An 18,165-nucleotide genomic window follows, 5' to 3' on the forward strand; every position below is an offset into this window, starting at 1 on the left:
ATAGCCCATAAAGTTTGCTTTTACCCCCGTGCAATCCAAAATAGACTCAGGTAGTATGAAGATAAGCTAAGGATAAAATCTAAGCATTCTATGATTATGCAAGAGGGGAAGATGTGAGGATGCTGCGTGCTCTGATTGTGGACGATGAATTCGAAATCCGCGAAGGTTTGCGTAACCGCTTTCCTTGGGAAAGTTATGGAATTAATGAGGTGCTTGTGGCCGATGATGGGGATACGGCGCTTATGCTGGCGCTTGATATGCGGCCCGATCTGATTGTCACGGATATTAAAATGAACCGGATGTCAGGACTCGAATTTTTACGAGGTTTAGTAGCTGTGCAGGATTACAAGCCGGAGGCCATCGTTGTCAGTGGTTATGATGATTTTGAACTGGTCAAGCAAGCGATGCAAATCGGTGTGCTGGATTATATTTTGAAGCCGATCAACCTGGATGAGCTTGATCAAATCGTCCGTAAGATGACGGATAATATTCACAAGAAGCGAATGGATCAGCACAATGAGCAACAGCTGCTTAACCAGGTGAAGTTCGCTATTCCAAAAATGCGAGAGGAACTGCTTCGGGAGATCGTGGAGCAGGAGTATGATCCGTCCCGGATAGCCAGAAGGCGCCATCGCTTGCAGACGCTGGATTTGGAGTGGATGGACTGTCAGCCGATGACGCTGGTTGTCGTGGAAGCCGATGATTTGAAGGCTATTGAGAACAAGCATACGAATGAAAAGGATTTGGTGCTGTTCGGCATTGGCAATGTCGTGAGCCAGACGCTGGAGGAGGAGTATCCGCATCCTTTCGCGCTGTGCATGGATAGCTGCTGCCGCTGGATCGTTATTTTCAGCTGCACCCGGCCGGAGCATGCGGAGCTGAGCCGCAGCATGGCACAGCTGTGCATTCAGCGCATTAATGATTTTGTTAAGGTGAAGGCAAGCGCCGGCATGCGCACGACACCGTGCACATTCGAGCATCTACATGAAATGTTCTCGGAAGCTACGACCGTTCTGGAACAGAAGGCAGTTTATGGCGGCAACCGTTTATTTACGGAGCAAGGACTATTCTATGAAGGGGACGGGGCGGAGTTGTCGCTTAGCGAGCCCGAGGAGGTGCTGGATCTCGTTAAATATGGAACGGACGAAGAGATTACCGCTGCGATGGACAGGTTTGTGGAAATGGTACAGGGCTGGCGCATGAGCCAGCTGCGGGACATTCAGCAAAAAATATTCGAATGGCTGTTCGAAGTATTTCGAAGGGCCGCGGCTGCGGGCATTCCGAACAAGCACTGGGGCAACAACCCAATTGCGGTATGGGAACAGTTGGAACAATACGATACGCTGCAATCGCTGCGCGTCCAGACGGAAATATTTCTTCATGCGATAGCTGCCGATTTCCGCAAATTATCTGCATCGCCAAGTCAAATCGTATCGGAAGCAGAGAAAATATTGCATCGTGATTATGCAGAAAGTTTGACGCTTCAGAGTGTAGCGATGGCGGTGCATGTTACGCCCGTATGGCTGAGCAAGCTGTTTAAGAAAGAGAAGCGCAAAACCTTTTTGGAATATTTGACGGAAATTCGCATCGAGAAAGCCAAGGAAATGCTGGGGGACATTAAATACAAGGTATATCAGATTTCATTTCAAGTGGGCTACAAGGACCCCGTCCATTTCTCGAAGCTATTTAAGAAGCAAGTAGGCTGCACGCCGAAGGAATACCGCAGGCAAAGAGGCATCGCGGAGGAGTAAGAGCTAACAAGGCATAACCGACATACGAACTTCCCTCTGCACAGGAAGAGGCAGTCTCCAAGGTGATTATTGAACCCCCTTTGGCAGCTGCCTCTTTTTCGCTAAATATGGAAAATGAATTTCAATTGTGGTTCACGTCAGCCAGATAATCCGACGGTTACAATTTTGCAGCCTTCTACCTGCAGCGTATGTTTGATTGGTTCGGAGCCTTCATCCTCCATGATATTGCTTACATACGTTTTGGAGGCGGTGTCTGGGTGAATGGCTAGGCTGGTTCCCGTAGCAGCGAGATTGTACCAGCGGGCCATCCGGTCGCCCCGTTCCTCATTGATCTTTAAGCTGGAGAACGCAAGCTGGTCGCCGCTCCATTTCAGGAATTCCTTTGTAAGAGGGAGTTCGCCTTCGTGCAGGCCCGTGCCAACGGTTGTATGCGGAATAGGAAAACGATAGGCTTCACGGTAGGCATCGAAGCGCTCGGTGGAGCCATCATAAGGAATCAGCATCCATTCGGCCTCGTTGGCGCCGAGGCACTGGGCTTCAGGTGTATGGAACACGCCCCAATCTCCAAGCTCACCGACAGAGCGAAGCAATGTGACGGCAATGGTGTTTCTGCCATCCTGAAGCACCTCATATTCGTTTAATCCTTTGCCTGCGACGGTTAAACCTCTTTGCCCGTCGTGGAGGTCGATGAAGGACTGCATATGCTGGCAGTTGCTCGGATTTTCCCATTCCTTGGACGGTACATTTTGACGTTCGGCCACTTCAAAGATGGAGTCTGCAAAATGGGAGTCCGCTGCAGTATCCGTTGGGAGCAAGACGCGCACGCGATGATCCTTGGACTGGTTTTCTATGCGGGCATGCACATGAACGCCCTTGCCTTCGCGCTCTAGACTGAGGCGAGTAACGATGACCAGCGGTACAAGCGTGTCGGATCTGCCGGCTTTCCGCTGCCGGAATTCCAGCATCGTCCTAACTTCCTCGGCGAGCAGCTCATCGGCGCTTTCGGGAATCATAAGGCGATGAACGATTTCAATGGCAGCGCGGTAAGGTGTATCCTCAAGGATGCGAATGTCCGCGCGTGATCCTGAAGTGGTTAATGCGGCGTCCTCGACAGGCTGTTTGAAAATATATTCATTTCCAATATCGCCGACGTTTTCGTAATGCCCGAGATTGGCGAAGAGCTGGTTGCTTCTTTTATCATATAGCGCATAGCTTCCGTCCTCGGCCACCGTTAGCTTGAGATATCGGTTCTCCATCGTATGATGGGCGGTCAGCAAGGAAGCTGCGCTTGCAGACGGCGCATGCTCTTCCACCTTACTTGGAATCCACGCGAAGCTGCCATAGCCCATGGCAGGCAGGAGTCCGGTTTCGAAGGTCAACTGAATAACGCGCGCCATGTAAGGCTGACGGAACCTGTCATTAGGGAGCTCATAGCCGAAGCGAACGCCAAGATCCTTGGCGGTGCAGTCAAGCCTCACTCCTTCTGCATTGGCCAAATAACCATGCGCATGCGTCCGATCCTGAACCAGTCCGGCGATGGCTACCGGATCTTCGCTTTGATCGAAGAAGCGATGCGACCATTCGACTTCAACGGAAATGACCGAAGAACCCTCATAGCCGCTCGTATTGAAGACGATGAAGGGAGCAGCTGTCTCGCTAAGGGAAGAGAAGCTGCTGGTATTGACTTTGGCGCTTATGAATTTGGCGCTTTCCGAAGTTAGCGCCTTGCCGACCTCCATGCTCTTGGCAAAACGTGTTTTCATTTCCTGGTACACCTCGTCGACGCTGCAGCCGCAAATGCTGTCATGGGGGTGATTTTGCATAAGCGTTTTCCAAGCATACTGCATAAGGCCATGCGGGTAAGGCTTGCCCAATTGATGAGCGAGCGTCGAGATCGGCTCGGCCACCTTCTCCAGCAGCGTTTGGTTCTGCTGGTTCAGCTGCTTGATATAGACGCGGGCAGAAGCGGTATTGACGAGCGAGTACCATCCGTCGGTTTGTTGGCCGCGCAGCTCTCCCTTTGTATGGCTAAGCCTCGAAGATTGCTCTGCCTGCAGGGCGGATACGTAATCATCAAAGTTGGAATGAACGAACTCATAATCGGGATATAGCTCCCGCGCAACGCGAACCGCTTCGGACAGATTCGTCTGAATGGGCTGGTGATCGCAGCCGTTCATGAGCAGAAGCTGCGAGGTGGAGGCGTATTGTTCTACCCTTGCCAGCCGGTGGTCCCAGTATGCCTTCGCTTTCCCGGGATCAACCGGAATTTCCATCCCGTTGTTGTACCAGTTGGCGAACAGGATGCCGAGAACGCTCGAGCCGTCCGGCGCTTCCCAAATGAGCTCGGAGTAGGGCGATTCAAGGCCAGAGGAATCCTCCACCCGGTTGTTAAATCCGGTTGCCTTCACGCCTCTTCCGAATACGGCGGTATCAATGCCCGCTTGCCTGAGCAGCTGCGCGGCCTGGCCCATATTGCCGAAGGAGTCCGGGAAATAGCCAAGCTTTGAGATCGGCCCGAATTTCTTGGCATCCCGATGCCCGATTTGCAAATTTCGGACATTAGCCTCGCTGCTAGTCAGAAATTCGTCCTGCAAAATATACCAAGGTCCCAAAGAGAGCTTGCCTTCATCGCATAGCCGCTGAATTTGGTCGCGCTTCTCCGGGTAAACCTGCAAATAATCGTCCAAAATAATCGTTTGTCCATCGAGATAAAAGCTTCGGAAATCCGGATCGGCTTCGAACGTAGCAAGCAGCGTGTCCATCGTTTCGATTAGCTTAACATGGTGGGCTTCGTAAGGCATATACCATTCTCTATCCCAATGGGTGTGGGAAATGACATGTACCACCCGTTTCGATGCAGTCATCGTGGTTCCTCTTTTCCTTGATAAGGTTTAGGTATTACGAGACTAGTTTATGGAATCTGCATCCTTCTCGCAATGAGAGAAAGATAAACTTTAAGGGGAATTATTGTCCCATTGCAGCGGAGAAAGCCAAACCCGTAGCAATGCTAAAGCTATGACTTGGAAATACCTATTGCAAGATGGAGGGATACAGCGTTAAAATCGAGGACAAGATTACTTTGCGGAGAGACTGTCCTAGTGGAGGGAAGGTGCATTTACGATGAATAAAGTATCCCTGCGGCTCGCCTCATCCTTCCGCAACCGGATGATTCTCATTTTTTTTATGATTATTATCGTTCCGTTTCTGTTGTTCGCCTATTACGCTCATATCAAATCGATTGAAGGCATTTCGAATACGAATACGAAGATGTCCATGAGCTATCTGCTCCAAGCGAGAAAAAACTTTGAGATTTACTTGAACAAGCTGAATGAATCGGTGAATGAGGTCATCGGAAACAAGAGCCTTCAGGATTTGCTCGCGAAGGAGCCTTTGGACCGGGCAGAAGAGGAAGCGTTTACAGTGAATTTGCTGACGGTGCTTTACCACGCTACGCCGGTTATTGATGCTTTCCGGGTGAAGGTGTATCCCATCAAACCGACGAACTACCCTTCCTATATGAGAACGATTGACGAATCGGTCCGCATTGGTGACCAATATTGGTTTCAGCGCTCCAAATCGACAGTCAGTCCCAATTGGTACCTGACGATGCCGCAGCATGGGAAATACGGGAAGCCGCTGCTCTCCTATGTTAAACGGTTCTCGGGGATTTACGATCAGAAGCTTCGGGGAATTATTGCTACGGATTTGTCGGAGGATTATTTGCGCCGGTATTTCTCGCCGTCCGACCAGTTGAAGGATCAGAAGATGCTGCTGGTAGGCGATAAAGGCATCGTACATTATGATTCGTCTATGAATGAGTGGACGGGAGATCCTTTTCCGTCGGCGTCATTTATTTCTTATATGAAGACCGGCGAGGACGGAGCCAAATCGATCACGGTTAATGGAGAAACCTATTTAGCGACCTACGTGAAGATGGCGACGTACCCTTGGACCATTGTAAGCCTGACTCCTCTTCACGAGCTGACGGGCACGATCGACGAGATTAACCGGGTGATGTTTATTTTTCTGATTATTTATCTTGTTTGCTCCATCAGCGTTGTGATGTATATTACCGTGTATTACACACAGCCGATCGCACATCTGGTGCGGTTAATGAGAAGATTGGAGGCTGACAATCTGCATTATTTGCTTCCTTCGTCCTCGCGCAAGGATGAGGTGGGATGGCTTTATCGAGGGGTAAGCAGTCTGGTGCTGCGCATTGAAGGGCTGGTGAAGGAAGCCGCGCGCTCGGAACGAAACAAAAAAGCGCTGGAGTTCCAGGTGCTAAGCCACCAGATTAATCCGCATTTTCTGTATAATACGCTGGAGTCGATCCGGTGGAAGGCGGAAAACCATGGCCGCAGCGATATAAGCGAGATGGTATCCGCACTGGGGAATCTGCTGAGATTAAGCCTCAATCAAGGCAAGGAAATTACGACGCTGCGCAGGGAAATCGAGCAGGTTAAGGCTTATGTGTCTATTGAGCAGGCGAGAATGGGCCAGGTCGTCCGTATTTTATATTCCTGTGAGGAAGATGCACTGGATATGCCATTTCTGCGACTTCTGCTGCAGCCGCTGGTGGAGAACGCCATTCAGCACAGCGTGCGGGACAATTTTGACAAGGGGAAAATCATGATCACGGCAAGAAAAGAAGAGGATGATCTTGTTATTGTGCTTGCTGATAATGGGAAAGGCATCCCGAATGCGGTTCTGGAGCAGCTGGAGAAGCAGGAAGAGCCGAGCGAGAAGGTTTCCCATGCGCGAAGAGGCGTCGGGCTTCGGAATGTGAATGACCGGCTCAAGCTTTATTTTGGGGAAGCCTATAAGCTCAAGATTGAAACTGGACCGGAAAACGGTACAAAAATTACGCTGAGGCATCCTATCCTGAAGGAAGGGCAGGATCTGGATTCGATTGGCAATGGGTGAAGTTCGAGTATTGAAGGAGGAATTACCTTGATAAACAAACGTACCAATACATTTGTTATAAGTATACTCCTGATGCTGATGCTCGTTCCCACCGCGTGTACGTATCAGGGAATGGGGAAGAAGGAAGTGGAGCCCGCTCAGAATAATCCCGCTTTAGGCAAAGCCCCCGTTACCCTTAGGCTGCTGACCTGGGCAGATGTGAGATATCAGGAATTGTATGACAAATTCCATGAACGGTATCCTTGGATAACGATTGAACCGATTCTCATTGAGGGCGGGGATGATGGGATTATGGATAAAATCGTTGCACTGGAGGCTGCCGGAACGCCAGCGGATTTGACGTGGGTCGTTGGAGATCTGCTGCGGTACGAGCAAGCAGGGATGCTTGAAAATTTGAAGCCCTACATGGATAAGGACAAGTCCTTTCAGGAGAAGGTGCTGCCTGACGGCTTCTTCGATACGATGGCCTTTAATGGCCGCCGGCTGGCCGTCCCGTTCGTTGACGTGCCGATGTGGATTGTCGTGAATAAGGATTTGCTGGCGAAGCATGGCGTAGACATGCCGACAAATAGCTGGACGTTCGATGATTTTCGCACGATCGCCGAGCAGGTAACCGATCCCTCTGCAGGCGAGTATGGCCTGACGACAAGCAGCGATTTTATTATGAGGCTGCTGCCTATGAAGGCCGCCGCAGATGGGCACTCGGCCAATCTGGCGTACCTGAACGAGAGACTGACGCAGAGCGTGCTTGCTTCACCCAATGTGATGGGAGATGTGCGCTGGCTGTCGGAATTCGTCTCGAAGGACGGCTCCATGCTGTCTTGGGCCGATTCAGCGAAGCAGGGAGATGTCGTAAAGCAATTCATTAACGGCAAAACAGCCTTTGAGGTCGGCGGAGACTGGCTGCTGCCGAGCCTGCAGAGGGAAGCGAAGTTCGAGTGGGATGTTCTCCCGTTTCCGCGAGGCAAGGCAGGCCAATATTCCTTCCACATCTATGGACCGCTTGCCTTATTGAGCGGCTCGCAGCATAAGGAAGAGGCTTACAAGTGGATCAGCTTCCAATTTGAAATAGAAGCGCAGAAATGGAAAATTGAGAATGGCGCCAATGCGTCTGTCATTGACCCGGAGCTGACCGCCTATATTGATCAAGTGCCGTTATGGCAGGGAAAGAATATAGAGGCCGTCAAAATGACGAAGGACAACGGGCTTGTATTGCCAGGCGCGACGATACCAGGCTTCTCCGAATACGACTGGGTCAACGTCATTAATGACATTGTGTTTCAAGGTGATGACCTGAACCGCATTATTGCGAGTACGGAAGCTTGGAACAAAAAAACGCTAGAATTGCGGGAGAAATGGAAGCGCAAGCGATAAACGAAGGAGGCCGTCCGCGCAAGGACGGCTTTTTTTTGCGGAAAAGGATGAATGAATAGAGGAGGATAAAACAAAACAACAAAGGATAAGAATGGCTCATAGTAAGCCTGTAGGGGCTCCATTAGAATAAAAGTATCACATTTGGGAAAGGGAAATCGATATGAAATCTAATGGAGTCATTCGGGAATTACTTAGAAATCGCACCCTGCTGCTTATGTTCCTGCCTGTGGCGACGCTCCTCTTTCTCTTTAATTATTTGCCGCTCGCCGGCCTTGTCATTGCCTTTAAGGATTTTGACTTCGCCAAAGGCATCTTTGGAAGCGATTGGATGGATCCACTGCTGAACAACTTTGACTATTTGTTCTCCTCCTCCACCGCATTCCGGGCCATGAGGAACACGATCCTGCTGAATGCACTGTTTATTACGGTAGGGCTATTGTTTGAAGTAGGTTTTGCTTTGCTGCTCAACGAGATCAGGAACAAATATTTCAAGCGAGTCACGCAGTCGCTGACCTTTCTGCCATTCTTCATCTCATGGATCGTTGTAGGCGTGTTCGCTTACAATCTCATGAATTTCGAAAGCGGAGCAATCAATCGGTTGTTGGAAACGATTGGCATGCAGCCGATCGACTTTTATAGCGAAGCGGGTTTGTGGCCGCTCATTCTTACGATTGCCGTGCGGTGGAAGGTGACGGGATATGGCACGATCATTTATCTGGCTGCCCTAACGTCCATCGATAATTCGTATTACGAGGCAGCATCCATTGACGGGGCCACCAGATGGCAGCAGATCCGGTATATCAGCATTCCGATGCTGCGGCCAACCATTATTATTTTGACCTTGCTTGCTGTCGGACGAATCATGAATGCGGATTTCGGCATGTTTTACGCCATGGTTGGCGATGCCTCTCTCTTGTTCCCAACGACTGACGTTATTGATACCTTCGTTTATCGCAGCTTGCGCAAGTCGGGAGATATCGGCATGGCATCTGCGGCGGGCTTCCTGCAATCGATCATTGCCTTCGTGCTTATTATCGGAAGCAACTATGCAGCTCGCAAAATAGACAAGGACTCTGCGATTTTCTAACTAACGTCATATCACATCAAGGGAGGACCATCCATATGGTAGCCAAAAAGTTTTCAATCTCACAGTTTATTATTATTGTAGCAATCTCCCTGTTCAGCCTGTCCTGCCTGTTCCCGTTTATTATGGTCATATCAGGCTCGCTCAGCACGGAGAAGGACATTATGGATTATGGCTACACGCTTTGGCCAAAAAGCATTACGTTTGATTCCTACCGCATTTTGTTTCTCGGCTCCAACCGCATATTTGACGCTTACGGCGTCAGCCTGTTCGTGACGGTGGTCGGTACCGTACTGTCCCTGTTCGTCACGAGCATGGGCGCTTATGTCATGGCGAGGCGATCGTTCAAATACCGGAACATCTTGTCGATCTACGTTATTGTCACGATGCTGTTTAATGGCGGCTTGGTGCCATGGTACATCATTTGCGTTCGTTATTTGGATCTGAAGGATACGCTGTGGGCGCTTATTCTGCCTATGCTTGCGAATGCTTTCAATATGTTTCTCATTCGCAACTTTATGCTCTCCATACCCGAGGATATGAATGAATCGGCCAAAATGGACGGCGCCGGCGATTTCAAAATCTTTTATCGCTTGATTATGCCGCTGTCCTTGCCAGTGCTTGCCACCGTAGGGCTGTTCGTGGCCCTGAGCTACTGGAATGACTGGTTCCTTGGGCTTATGTTCGTCGATAAGCAGGAGCTTCAACCGCTGCAGCTGCTGCTGCGAACGCTGATCTCGAATGTCGAATTTTTGAAGAGTTCCAGCAACGCATCAGCCATGCAGCGCATCTCGGCGCAAATTCCATCGGAATCGATCAAGATGGCGCTAACCGTTGTCACGATTGGGCCAATCATATTCTTGTATCCGTTCGTTCAGCGTTTTTTCGTAAAAGGCTTGATGGTTGGTGCGGTAAAAGGATGACTACCTCGGCTAAAGCCGTGTAGTATATAAATCACATACTAAGGGGAGAGGTTCAGATGCAAAAAAGAAAAGCAAGACTGCCGTTACTCATTGCCGTCATTATGCTATTCGGCGTTATATTGGCAGCATGCAGCTCGAACAACGAAAAAACGACAAACAATGGTTCCGCCACAAACGCACCTGCCGGTGAAACCGGAGAGAAGCCGGAAGAAGAAGTGACTCTCAAGTTTTATTTTGGAGGAGACAAGAAGGCGGCTACGGACGAGGTATGGTCCAAGGTTAGCGAATATGTCAAGGCGAAGGGTCTAAACGTTAAGTTTGATATCAACTTCATTCCGTTTGGCGATTTTAAAGAAAAAATGCTCGTGATGGCTGCTTCCGGCGATAGCTGGGATATGAACTTCGACGGCGACTGGCTGTCGTACAAGCAGATGGCTGCGAAGGGCTCCTATATGGCATTAAATGATCTGCTGCCAGAGTTTGCGCCTAATCTTCACAAGAAATATGAAGAGCAAGGGACGCTTGCAGCTGCAACAGTGAACGGCAATATCGTGGGTCTTCCATGGACGATGAAGATGAATGAGCGTAAGTTTACCGGCTGGCGCTCTGACTTGGTGGAGAAAGCGGGCCTTGATATTCCTGCTGGCTCGATCAAGACGATTGAGGACGTTGACCGCTTGCTTCGCGAGTTGAAAAAAGCATATCCAAACGAAAGAATTTCCCGGACGCCGCCCGTTTCCCTCATTATGATTCGTGATGAGTGGGTGGATCTGAACTTCCACGGCCTAGGCTTCTATTTGGCTGATGATAAAATTACGGTGCAAGCGGTTGAACAGCAGCCGTTCTACTTGGAAGCTGCCAAGCTGGCAAAGGTTTGGTATGACGACAACCTGATCAACAGAGATGCGATGATTGATAAATCCGATGAGGCGGCAGAATGGAGAAACGGCAAAAAGCTGTTTACGGTTACCTCACATGAATGGGTAAGCGCAAATCCTGGCTTCTCCGATCCTGCTTTCAAAATGGAATCCGCAGAGCTTTATCCGGACAAACGTTTCGTTAACCGCACGGCTCTTGCCAACGTGGTTGCGATCAACCGCAATTCGAAAAACCCGGAACGTGTGCTTCGTTTGCTGGATATGATCGAAACGGACAAAACGCTTTATGACCTGGTCCAATACGGTATCGAAGGCAAAACCTATGTGTTGAACGGCGAAACAGCGGAATATCCGGAAGGCATGGAAACGACGACGAGCAACTACATGGAGTGGGGCGGCCAATGGGCATTCTGGAAACCGCAATTCATGCGTCCGACAATGACTTACGGACCGGATTTCTGGGTGAAAGAAGCCGAATTCGCAAGCCAGCCTAACAACGTGAACTCGCCGATTGATGGTTTGTTTATCGCAGAAGACAATATGAAGAACGAAATTGCCAAACGCGATACTGCGAATGACGAATTGAACCGTCCGATTGAATTCGGCGTGGTGAAGGATGTCGAGAAGGCTGTAGCTGATTATATCGAGACGCAGAAGAAAAACGGCCTCGATGTCATCATCGCTGAAACGCAAAGACAAATCGATGAATTTCTAGCTACCAAAAAATAAGCATGACTCGAGCGGGAAGCCAACCTAATGTAAAGAAGGAAGGCTTCTCCTTTTAAAGCGTAATGTAAGCGAATACATTTTGTTTTGTTGGTTATGAGGCTGAGCGATGGCCTGTTAATCAAAGCAGTCCTACACGAGCAGAAGTGGCAGTGCTCCTGTATCGTATGTACAACCAGCAGCCTTGAAACGCGAGCCTGGTCCTCCGGGACCAGGCTCTTTTTTTGCCCATATGATGAGGAATGGAGGAGGTGGTAGGATCGAGCGAAAAGAGCGGGCAGCAGCTGCGCAGAGGGCTTTGGAGGAGGATGTTACATAAAGAAGCTTTGGCCTGAAGAAGTCTTTCTAACCACTTCATTTGAGGAGGGCATTTATGTTGGCTAATGGGAAAAGACATTTGTATCTGATTGTTTTTCTGGCAATCGCACTGATCTCCACACAGCTATCGCTTTATCCATCCAAGGTGTCGGCAGCTACCAATTTAGCGTTAAACAAAAGCGTAACAGAGAGCAGCCATACGCAGAGCTACGCGGCTTCAAATGCAACAGACGGCAGTACCAGTACCTATTGGGAAGGGGCGGCGGGCAGCTATCCAAACTGGCTGCGGGTCGATCTGGGCAGCAGCCAAACTGTGAACCAGCTTGTGCTGAAGCTTCCGCCTTCATGGGGCGCACGAACGCAGACATTATCCGTGCAGACCAGCAGCGACGATGCAAGCTATAGCACAGCCATCGCGTCTGCCGCTTATGTTTTCAGCGCGGGCACAAATACGGCAACGATTAATTTTACGAACACGAATGCTCGCTATATTAAAGTAAATATTACAGCGAACACAGGCGCAACAGGCGGACAGATTGCCGAGCTGGAAGTGTATGGCCCGACGGTTGCTCCTACACCGACTCCGTCACCTTCCGCATCGCCTTCGCCATCCGCGACGGCTGGACCTGCTTCTTTCTCAGCCTTTGCTCAAACGCCAGCTTCGAGCTATAGCAGCCAGTTTGGCATCCAGCTAGAGGGGTCAAGCGAGGGTGGGCAAAATGTTGCCTATATTGATAATGGCGATTACATTGCATTTAACAATGTCGATTTCGGCAGCGTGGCTTCCACCGTTTCGTTCCGGGTTGCCAGCCAAACCAGCGGCGGCAATATCGAAATTAGGCTGGGGAGCGCAACAGGCACGCTGGCTGGTACGTGCGCCGTTACGAGCACAGGCGGCTGGCAGTCATGGACAACCAAAAACTGTACGATCACTCCGGTAAGTGGAGTTCAGCAGTTGTTTCTGAAATTTACGGGAGGTGCGGGGAACTTGTTTAATATAAACTGGTTTAAGTTCTCGCCTGCATCGACGGGCGGAGATGTCGTCGGCAAAATTTTTGCCGGCTACCAAGGCTGGTTTACAGCAGGAGGGGACGGCTCACCGCTTAACAATTGGACGCACTGGTCGAAGAATAACAACAACCTGACGGCTAATTCCAATGTCAACTTTGAAATGTATCCCGATTTAAGGGAATACACGAAGCTCTATCAAACGAACCTCGGCAATTTAGGAAACGGCCAGCCTGCGAAGCTGTTCTCCTCGTACGACCAGGAAACGGTTAATAAGCATTTTGAATGGATGCAGACCTATAATATCAACGGAGCAGCGCTGCAAAGATTCGGGGCGGATGCGAACTATGCGCCGAATAACTGGAATCAGAACCGCGACAGCGTAGCTGTCAAAGTAAAGAATGCAGCAGAGTCGTACGGCCGTAAATTTTATGTGATGTACGACATTACGGACCTGAATGCGAGCCAATGGGTCAATGCCGTAAAGACGGACTTCACCAACAATGTAGTCGGAACGATGAATTTGACCTCCTCGTCCGCTTACGCGAAGCAGAATGGCAAGCCTGTCATTTGCATTTGGGGCATTGGTTTTACCGATCGTCCAGGAACGGCAGCCGAATCGGCAGAGCTGATCACTTGGTTTAAAAATCAAGGCTACTACGTCATCGGCGGCGTGCCTACGCACTGGCGCAACGGCAATGAGGATTCCAAGCCTGGCTTCCTTGATGTTTACAAGTCGCTGGATATGCTCTCGCCTTGGTTTGTCGGCCGGTTCAGCCAGTTGTCAGGAGCAGACCACTACAAGACGAATCAGTGGGAGCCGGACTTTGCTTTTACCCAAGCGAACGGAATCGTGTATCAGCCAGTCATCTGGCCGGGCTTCGCCTGGAAAAACATGAAAAACGGACCGGTCAACGAGATTCCGCGGCTGCATGGCGACTTTATGTGGCGGCAAGCTTATAATCTGAAGAGTATAGGCGTAAATACAGGTTATATAGCGATGTTTGATGAGTATGACGAAGCGACAGCCATTGCCAAAGCAGCAGAAAACAGCTCTATGATTCCGAACAATCAATATTTCCTCACCCTTGATGCCGACGGCGTCGCGGTGTCCTCTGATTTTTATTTGCGGCTAACCGGCGATATTAACCGATTGTTCAACAACGAGATTCCGTTGACGGTTAATCACCCGACTAGCCATCAGTAATGTTGGTTTATCAAACGGAAAAAGGCGTTCCCCTAGCGGGATCGCCTTTTTGGCCTATATAATAGAAGAGTGGAGTAGGAGAGGAGAGAGAATGATGAGAGAAATCAAGCATATCATTTTTGATTTTGACGGGACGCTGGCGGACACCTGGCCGGTCATGTTCATGGCTTGCGCAGGCGTATTTGAAAGGCATGATAACCGCAAGATAACGATTGAAGATATTTATAAGGTCGCTGGACCGACGGAGCTCCAAATCATTGAGATGCACCTGAGCAATCGGGATAGAGTGGATGTGGCCGTAAGCGAATTTCTGGCCGATTATGAGCAGCACCATGAGGAGCTTGTCGAACGCAATGTCGAGATTGCGGAGCTGCTTCGAGATTTACGCCAAGCGGGGCTTGGCATTGCGCTGTTTACAGGGAAATCTCGGCGCACGCTGGATATATCGCTGGATAAGCTGGGATGGGAAATTACCTTCGACCAGATCGTTACTGGCGATGATGTGGCCAAGCGTAAGCCCTCTGCCGAAGGAATCGAACAGATTTTGAGCGGGCTGGGCTGGTCGCGTGAGCATACGGTATTCGTGGGCGACAGCAACGACGACATGTTAGCCGGACAAGAGGCGGGAATGCGGACCTTTGCGGCGCAGTGGATGTCCATCGTGCAGGACAAGCATTACCGTATCGAGCCGGAGCGGGTCTTTGATCGTGTCGAAGCTTTTAAACAATTTGTTTTGGAGCAGCTCGCTGTCCGCTAAGGTCTTAATTGTTCCGGTGAGCCGAATAGCGAGTTTAATTCGGATGCTAGCTTGGTCCCAATTAAAGCAAACATTGTATAGGGCAGTCCCTTGAGCAGATTAGCTGCTAGCGGACCTGCCTTTTGTTTTGCTTGAGAAGTTCTGAGATGCTGTATTTGGTTTATTTGTATTTTTCATCAACATTTAAACTTTAATCTATATCTACATCAAAACGTACATCTCCTTATCAGTCTCAATTCCGATCTCAACCTCAACCTCAACCTCAACCTCAACCTTAATCCCAACTCGATGGATGTGGCGAAGCGATTTTTTGTACGAAAATGATTCTAAGATACGCTGGAATCCATGCCTGTCAGAGCAAAGCTGCAGCGAGTATCCGGTCGAATAATGGGGAGTTCCGTCGATAGGTGTCGGACGTTTCCCGGACGCCTCGCCAATCCTGAAAAATGGCGCACATTCTGAAGAATTATATATTGAATAAGGAGGTGGACAACCCTAGAATCGTAAGAAAAAGGAGTTGTTGCGCTATGGACCCCATGCTGAAAGTAGACGGCAATACCTGGAGCAAAGCGCAGTTCGCATCGCGGATGCGGATGATCGGAGAACTGGAGCCTTGCCGCTCGCCCGAAGGGCACCGTTACGCGATCCGGCTGCGCGATCCGGTAGACATCTTGGCTGCGGTAATCTACTTCCGCGAGCATCATGCCTCGGCTCTGCTGCTTCATGGAGATACGCCGAACGATGAAGCAGCGGCGATGGCGGCGAACGCAGGATGCCGGGCATTGCTTCTAGACTCGCCTATGCAAGCGCTCTCTTTACAGTTTCCAGAACACGGGGACAGGATACCTGGATATGGGGCGAGCCGCTCAACGTTCATTAGAACACTGGCAGAAATGGAGCGGCAATTTGAGCCCTCGCTGCTGCAGTTCAGTTCAGGTACGACCGGCGATCCAAAGCTAATCAGCCGGGCTTGGTCCGATATCGCAAGGGAGACGGTAAGCTACAATAGCTCGCTTGCGGCTGCAGGCGGGGAACCCCCGCTTGTACTTGTGCCGGTGTCCCATTCATACGGCCTAATTACGGGCGTGCTGGCCGCTTGGGCAAGAGAAGATATCCCGCACGTCGTCCATACCCGGAATCCGAAGGCCGCATTGCGCCATATCCGTGATAACCCGGACAGTATCGTCTACGCGGTTCCTTTCTTATACGGACTTATGGATTCGCTTAGCAAAGGCGAGGTTCGTTACCGGAAGGCAATCAGCTCCGGTGCTCCGTTGACCGAAAGCATGCTGGAGAAGCTGAGGAGGGCGGCTGGTGAGGTATGGCAGCAGTATGGCTGCTCCGAGATCGGCTGCATCTCCCTTAAGGCAGGGCCGGTGCGTCCTGACGAGGCGGGGCGGCCGCTGGCTCATCTGCATGTAACGTCGGAGAGTCTCCCGGAGGAGCATGGCGAAGGCGCAGCCTCATCCGAAGTCACCGCGGGTGAACTCGTGGCAAGAAACGGTACGCAGGTAGTGAGGACGGGGGATATAGGCGTCATAACGGCAGGAGGCGAACTACGGGTGCTGGGCAGGCTGGACGATCTGATCAACGTGTCGGGGCAAAAGGTTATGCCTAGCGAGGTAGAGAGGGCAATTGCCAGAATAGATGGCGTGAGGGAGGTGGTCGTGTACGGAGCTGCGCACTCCGTGTGGGGAGAGACAGTCAAAGCAATGATTGTGGCCGACGGAAAGATCGGCGCGGAGGCGGTACGGGCGGAGTGTTCGAAGCTGCTGCCTGGCTATAAAGTACCGAGCGCCGTGCGGCTCGTGGATGAAATCCCGCGCAAGACGTCGGGAAAAATAAGCAGAAGATGGCTTCGTAAATGGGAGGAGGAACAATAATGGAACGCATTAGCATTGTTGAAGGGCTGCGCAAGATTATCGTGGAAGAGCTTGATGTCGCGGCGCCTGCTGAGCTAAACGAAACGGAAAGGCTGAACGAGGATTTGAACCTGGATTCCATTATGATTCTTCAGCTTGCAGTGTATATCGAAGAGTATTTTGAAGTATCTTTTCCCGAAGAGGACGTCGATCCGAGCGTGTTCGCTACGGTCGGAAGCTTGACTGATTTTGTTGTCGCCCTACAGAAATTGGGAGCAGCTCTCCTATGAAGCAGGTGAATCTGGGGATTGCGGGCTTTGGTCGCATCGTCGAGCTAACCCATCTGCCGCTGCTGAGGAAAATGCAAGAATACCACATCACCGGTGTATTCGATCTGACGCCGCAAAGGCGGGAGCTGGCGGAGCGCAGAGGCTTGACCGCTTGGGAAGGGCTCGACGAGCTTATGGACGGCGAGACGGACGCGGTACTGATTGCGACGCCTCCGCGCAGCCACTACGCAATCGCGTCAGAGGTGCTGCGCCGCGGCAAGCATGTGCTCATCGAGAAGCCCGTGACCGTCAACGCGGAAGAAGCGATGCTGCTGCGGGAGCTATCCCATAAGCATGGCGGGATCGTCACCGTGTTTCATAACAAACGGTTCGACCCCGCCATGGCAATTCTGAAGGAGGTGCTTCAGAGTGGCGTGCTTGGCAGGATACAATTCGTAGAACGACGACATCATCAATTCGGCTCCGGTGCCTCGTTTGGCGTGCAGTCCTTCCGGCCTTCCTGGAGGGACGAGAGCGCCTACGGCGGAGGGGCGCTGCTGGACTGGGGCGTTCATTTAATAGACCAACTGCTGCATCTCAAGCTAGGCCCTCGAACAAGCATGACTGCGATGCTCCATCGCCTGCGCCTCGGTAAGGGAGACGCGGAGGATTGCGTGACGGCTCATCTTGAGCTGGATAACGGCATTCTGCTTATGCTGAACATCCACTTCGGCTCCCACGCGGCTGACCCGCAGTGGATCGTCGGTGGGGAGTTCGGAACCCTTCGGATCACAGGGCAGGGCGAAGCCGTCCTGCAGTTGGTGAACGGGCCTCCTAACCTGCTTCCCTCCTCGAATTCCGGCAAGAAGAGTTATCGGGGAGACATGGACGCGGTGCGCCATATTTATGGCTCGTTTGCTGCCAAGCTGTTCGGAGAGGGCGAGCTTGCCGTTACGTTAGAGGAGGCCATCGAAGGCATGATCGTGATGGACGAAATAAGAGCATCTGCCGCACAGGGAGACTTAGGGCATCGCTTGGCTGCCGGAGATAAGCACCTGTCACAGGGAGTAGTTTAACAAGGG

12 protein-coding genes are annotated in these 18,165 nt (G+C 50.9%); 11 read left to right on the top strand and 1 reads right to left on the bottom strand.

Annotated features, from left to right (window positions below):
- The first annotated feature begins 119 nt into the window (after positions 1–119).
- Positions 120–1,751 carry a response regulator gene (locus E0496_RS23945; protein ID WP_141504372.1) on the top strand — a complete coding sequence of 544 codons (1,632 nt, stop codon included), beginning with the start codon at positions 120–122 and terminating at the stop codon, positions 1,749–1,751.
- A 137-nt stretch (positions 1,752–1,888) separates the two neighbouring features.
- Here the strand turns inward: E0496_RS23945 and E0496_RS23950 are convergent, their stop codons facing one another.
- Entirely contained in the window at positions 1,889–4,615 is a 2,727-nt protein-coding gene (locus E0496_RS23950) for an alpha-mannosidase (RefSeq protein WP_141504275.1), read from the bottom strand.
- A 256-nt stretch (positions 4,616–4,871) separates the two neighbouring features.
- On the opposite strand from E0496_RS23950, the gene E0496_RS23955 reads away from it, so the two are divergent.
- The 10 genes from E0496_RS23955 (at position 4,872) to E0496_RS24000 (ending at position 18,159) form a co-directional block, all read left to right on the top strand.
- Positions 4,872–6,677: a sensor histidine kinase gene (locus E0496_RS23955; protein WP_141504276.1), complete on the top strand. Its 1,806-nt coding sequence runs from the start codon at positions 4,872–4,874 to the stop codon at positions 6,675–6,677.
- 27 nt (positions 6,678–6,704) lie between these two features.
- Complete coding sequence (locus tag E0496_RS23960) at positions 6,705–8,051, top strand: ABC transporter substrate-binding protein (RefSeq protein WP_141504277.1); 1,347 nt, start codon at positions 6,705–6,707, stop codon at positions 8,049–8,051.
- A gap of 160 nt (positions 8,052–8,211) precedes the next feature.
- A complete protein-coding gene (locus tag E0496_RS23965) occupies positions 8,212–9,138 on the top strand; it encodes an ABC transporter permease (protein ID WP_053374927.1) in 927 nt (308 codons plus the stop codon).
- Positions 9,139–9,173: 35 nt separating this feature from the next.
- Positions 9,174–10,058, top strand: a complete 885-nt coding sequence (locus tag E0496_RS23970; protein ID WP_139997112.1) for a carbohydrate ABC transporter permease — start codon at positions 9,174–9,176, stop codon at positions 10,056–10,058.
- 56 nt (positions 10,059–10,114) lie between these two features.
- A complete protein-coding gene (locus E0496_RS23975; protein ID WP_141504278.1) occupies positions 10,115–11,665 on the top strand; it encodes an extracellular solute-binding protein in 1,551 nt (516 codons plus the stop codon).
- A gap of 373 nt (positions 11,666–12,038) precedes the next feature.
- Complete coding sequence (locus E0496_RS23980) at positions 12,039–14,195, top strand: carbohydrate-binding protein (RefSeq protein ID WP_241674954.1); 2,157 nt, start codon at positions 12,039–12,041, stop codon at positions 14,193–14,195.
- 94 nt (positions 14,196–14,289) lie between these two features.
- Positions 14,290–14,952: an HAD family hydrolase gene (locus E0496_RS23985; protein ID WP_206669844.1), complete on the top strand. Its 663-nt coding sequence runs from the start codon at positions 14,290–14,292 to the stop codon at positions 14,950–14,952.
- 527 nt (positions 14,953–15,479) lie between these two features.
- Positions 15,480–16,835, top strand: a complete 1,356-nt coding sequence (locus tag E0496_RS23990; protein ID WP_161601539.1) for an AMP-binding protein — start codon at positions 15,480–15,482, stop codon at positions 16,833–16,835.
- Entirely contained in the window at positions 16,835–17,104 is a 270-nt protein-coding gene (locus tag E0496_RS23995; protein WP_161601540.1) for a phosphopantetheine-binding protein, read from the top strand. Before E0496_RS23990 ends, E0496_RS23995 begins: the two co-directional genes overlap by 1 nt.
- On the top strand, positions 17,101–18,159 hold the full coding sequence (locus tag E0496_RS24000) for a Gfo/Idh/MocA family protein (RefSeq protein ID WP_141504283.1): 1,059 nt from the start codon (positions 17,101–17,103) through the stop codon (positions 18,157–18,159). The genes E0496_RS23995 and E0496_RS24000 overlap by 4 nt, the downstream gene beginning before the upstream one ends.
- The last annotated feature ends 6 nt before the right edge of the window (positions 18,160–18,165 follow it).

Origin of the sequence: Paenibacillus luteus (assembly GCF_006542765.1) — a bacterium.
GTDB lineage: Bacteria > Bacillota > Bacilli > Paenibacillales > Paenibacillaceae > Pristimantibacillus > Pristimantibacillus luteus.

What these genes read in the sequence shown, in the direction of transcription:
- E0496_RS23945 (WP_141504372.1), top strand. Translation starts at nt 120, where the DNA reads ATGCTGCGTGCTCTGATTGTGGACGATGAATTCGAAATCCGCGAAGGT.
- E0496_RS23950 (WP_141504275.1), bottom strand. Translation starts at nt 4,615, where the DNA reads ATGACTGCATCGAAACGGGTGGTACATGTCATTTCCCACACCCATTGG.
- E0496_RS23955 (WP_141504276.1), top strand. Translation starts at nt 4,872, where the DNA reads ATGAATAAAGTATCCCTGCGGCTCGCCTCATCCTTCCGCAACCGGATG.
- E0496_RS23965 (WP_053374927.1), top strand. Translation starts at nt 8,212, where the DNA reads ATGAAATCTAATGGAGTCATTCGGGAATTACTTAGAAATCGCACCCTG.
- E0496_RS23970 (WP_139997112.1), top strand. Translation starts at nt 9,174, where the DNA reads ATGGTAGCCAAAAAGTTTTCAATCTCACAGTTTATTATTATTGTAGCA.
- E0496_RS23975 (WP_141504278.1), top strand. Translation starts at nt 10,115, where the DNA reads ATGCAAAAAAGAAAAGCAAGACTGCCGTTACTCATTGCCGTCATTATG.
- E0496_RS23985 (WP_206669844.1), top strand. Translation starts at nt 14,290, where the DNA reads ATGAGAGAAATCAAGCATATCATTTTTGATTTTGACGGGACGCTGGCG.
- E0496_RS23990 (WP_161601539.1), top strand. Translation starts at nt 15,480, where the DNA reads ATGGACCCCATGCTGAAAGTAGACGGCAATACCTGGAGCAAAGCGCAG.
- E0496_RS23995 (WP_161601540.1), top strand. Translation starts at nt 16,835, where the DNA reads ATGGAACGCATTAGCATTGTTGAAGGGCTGCGCAAGATTATCGTGGAA.
- E0496_RS24000 (WP_141504283.1), top strand. Translation starts at nt 17,101, where the DNA reads ATGAAGCAGGTGAATCTGGGGATTGCGGGCTTTGGTCGCATCGTCGAG.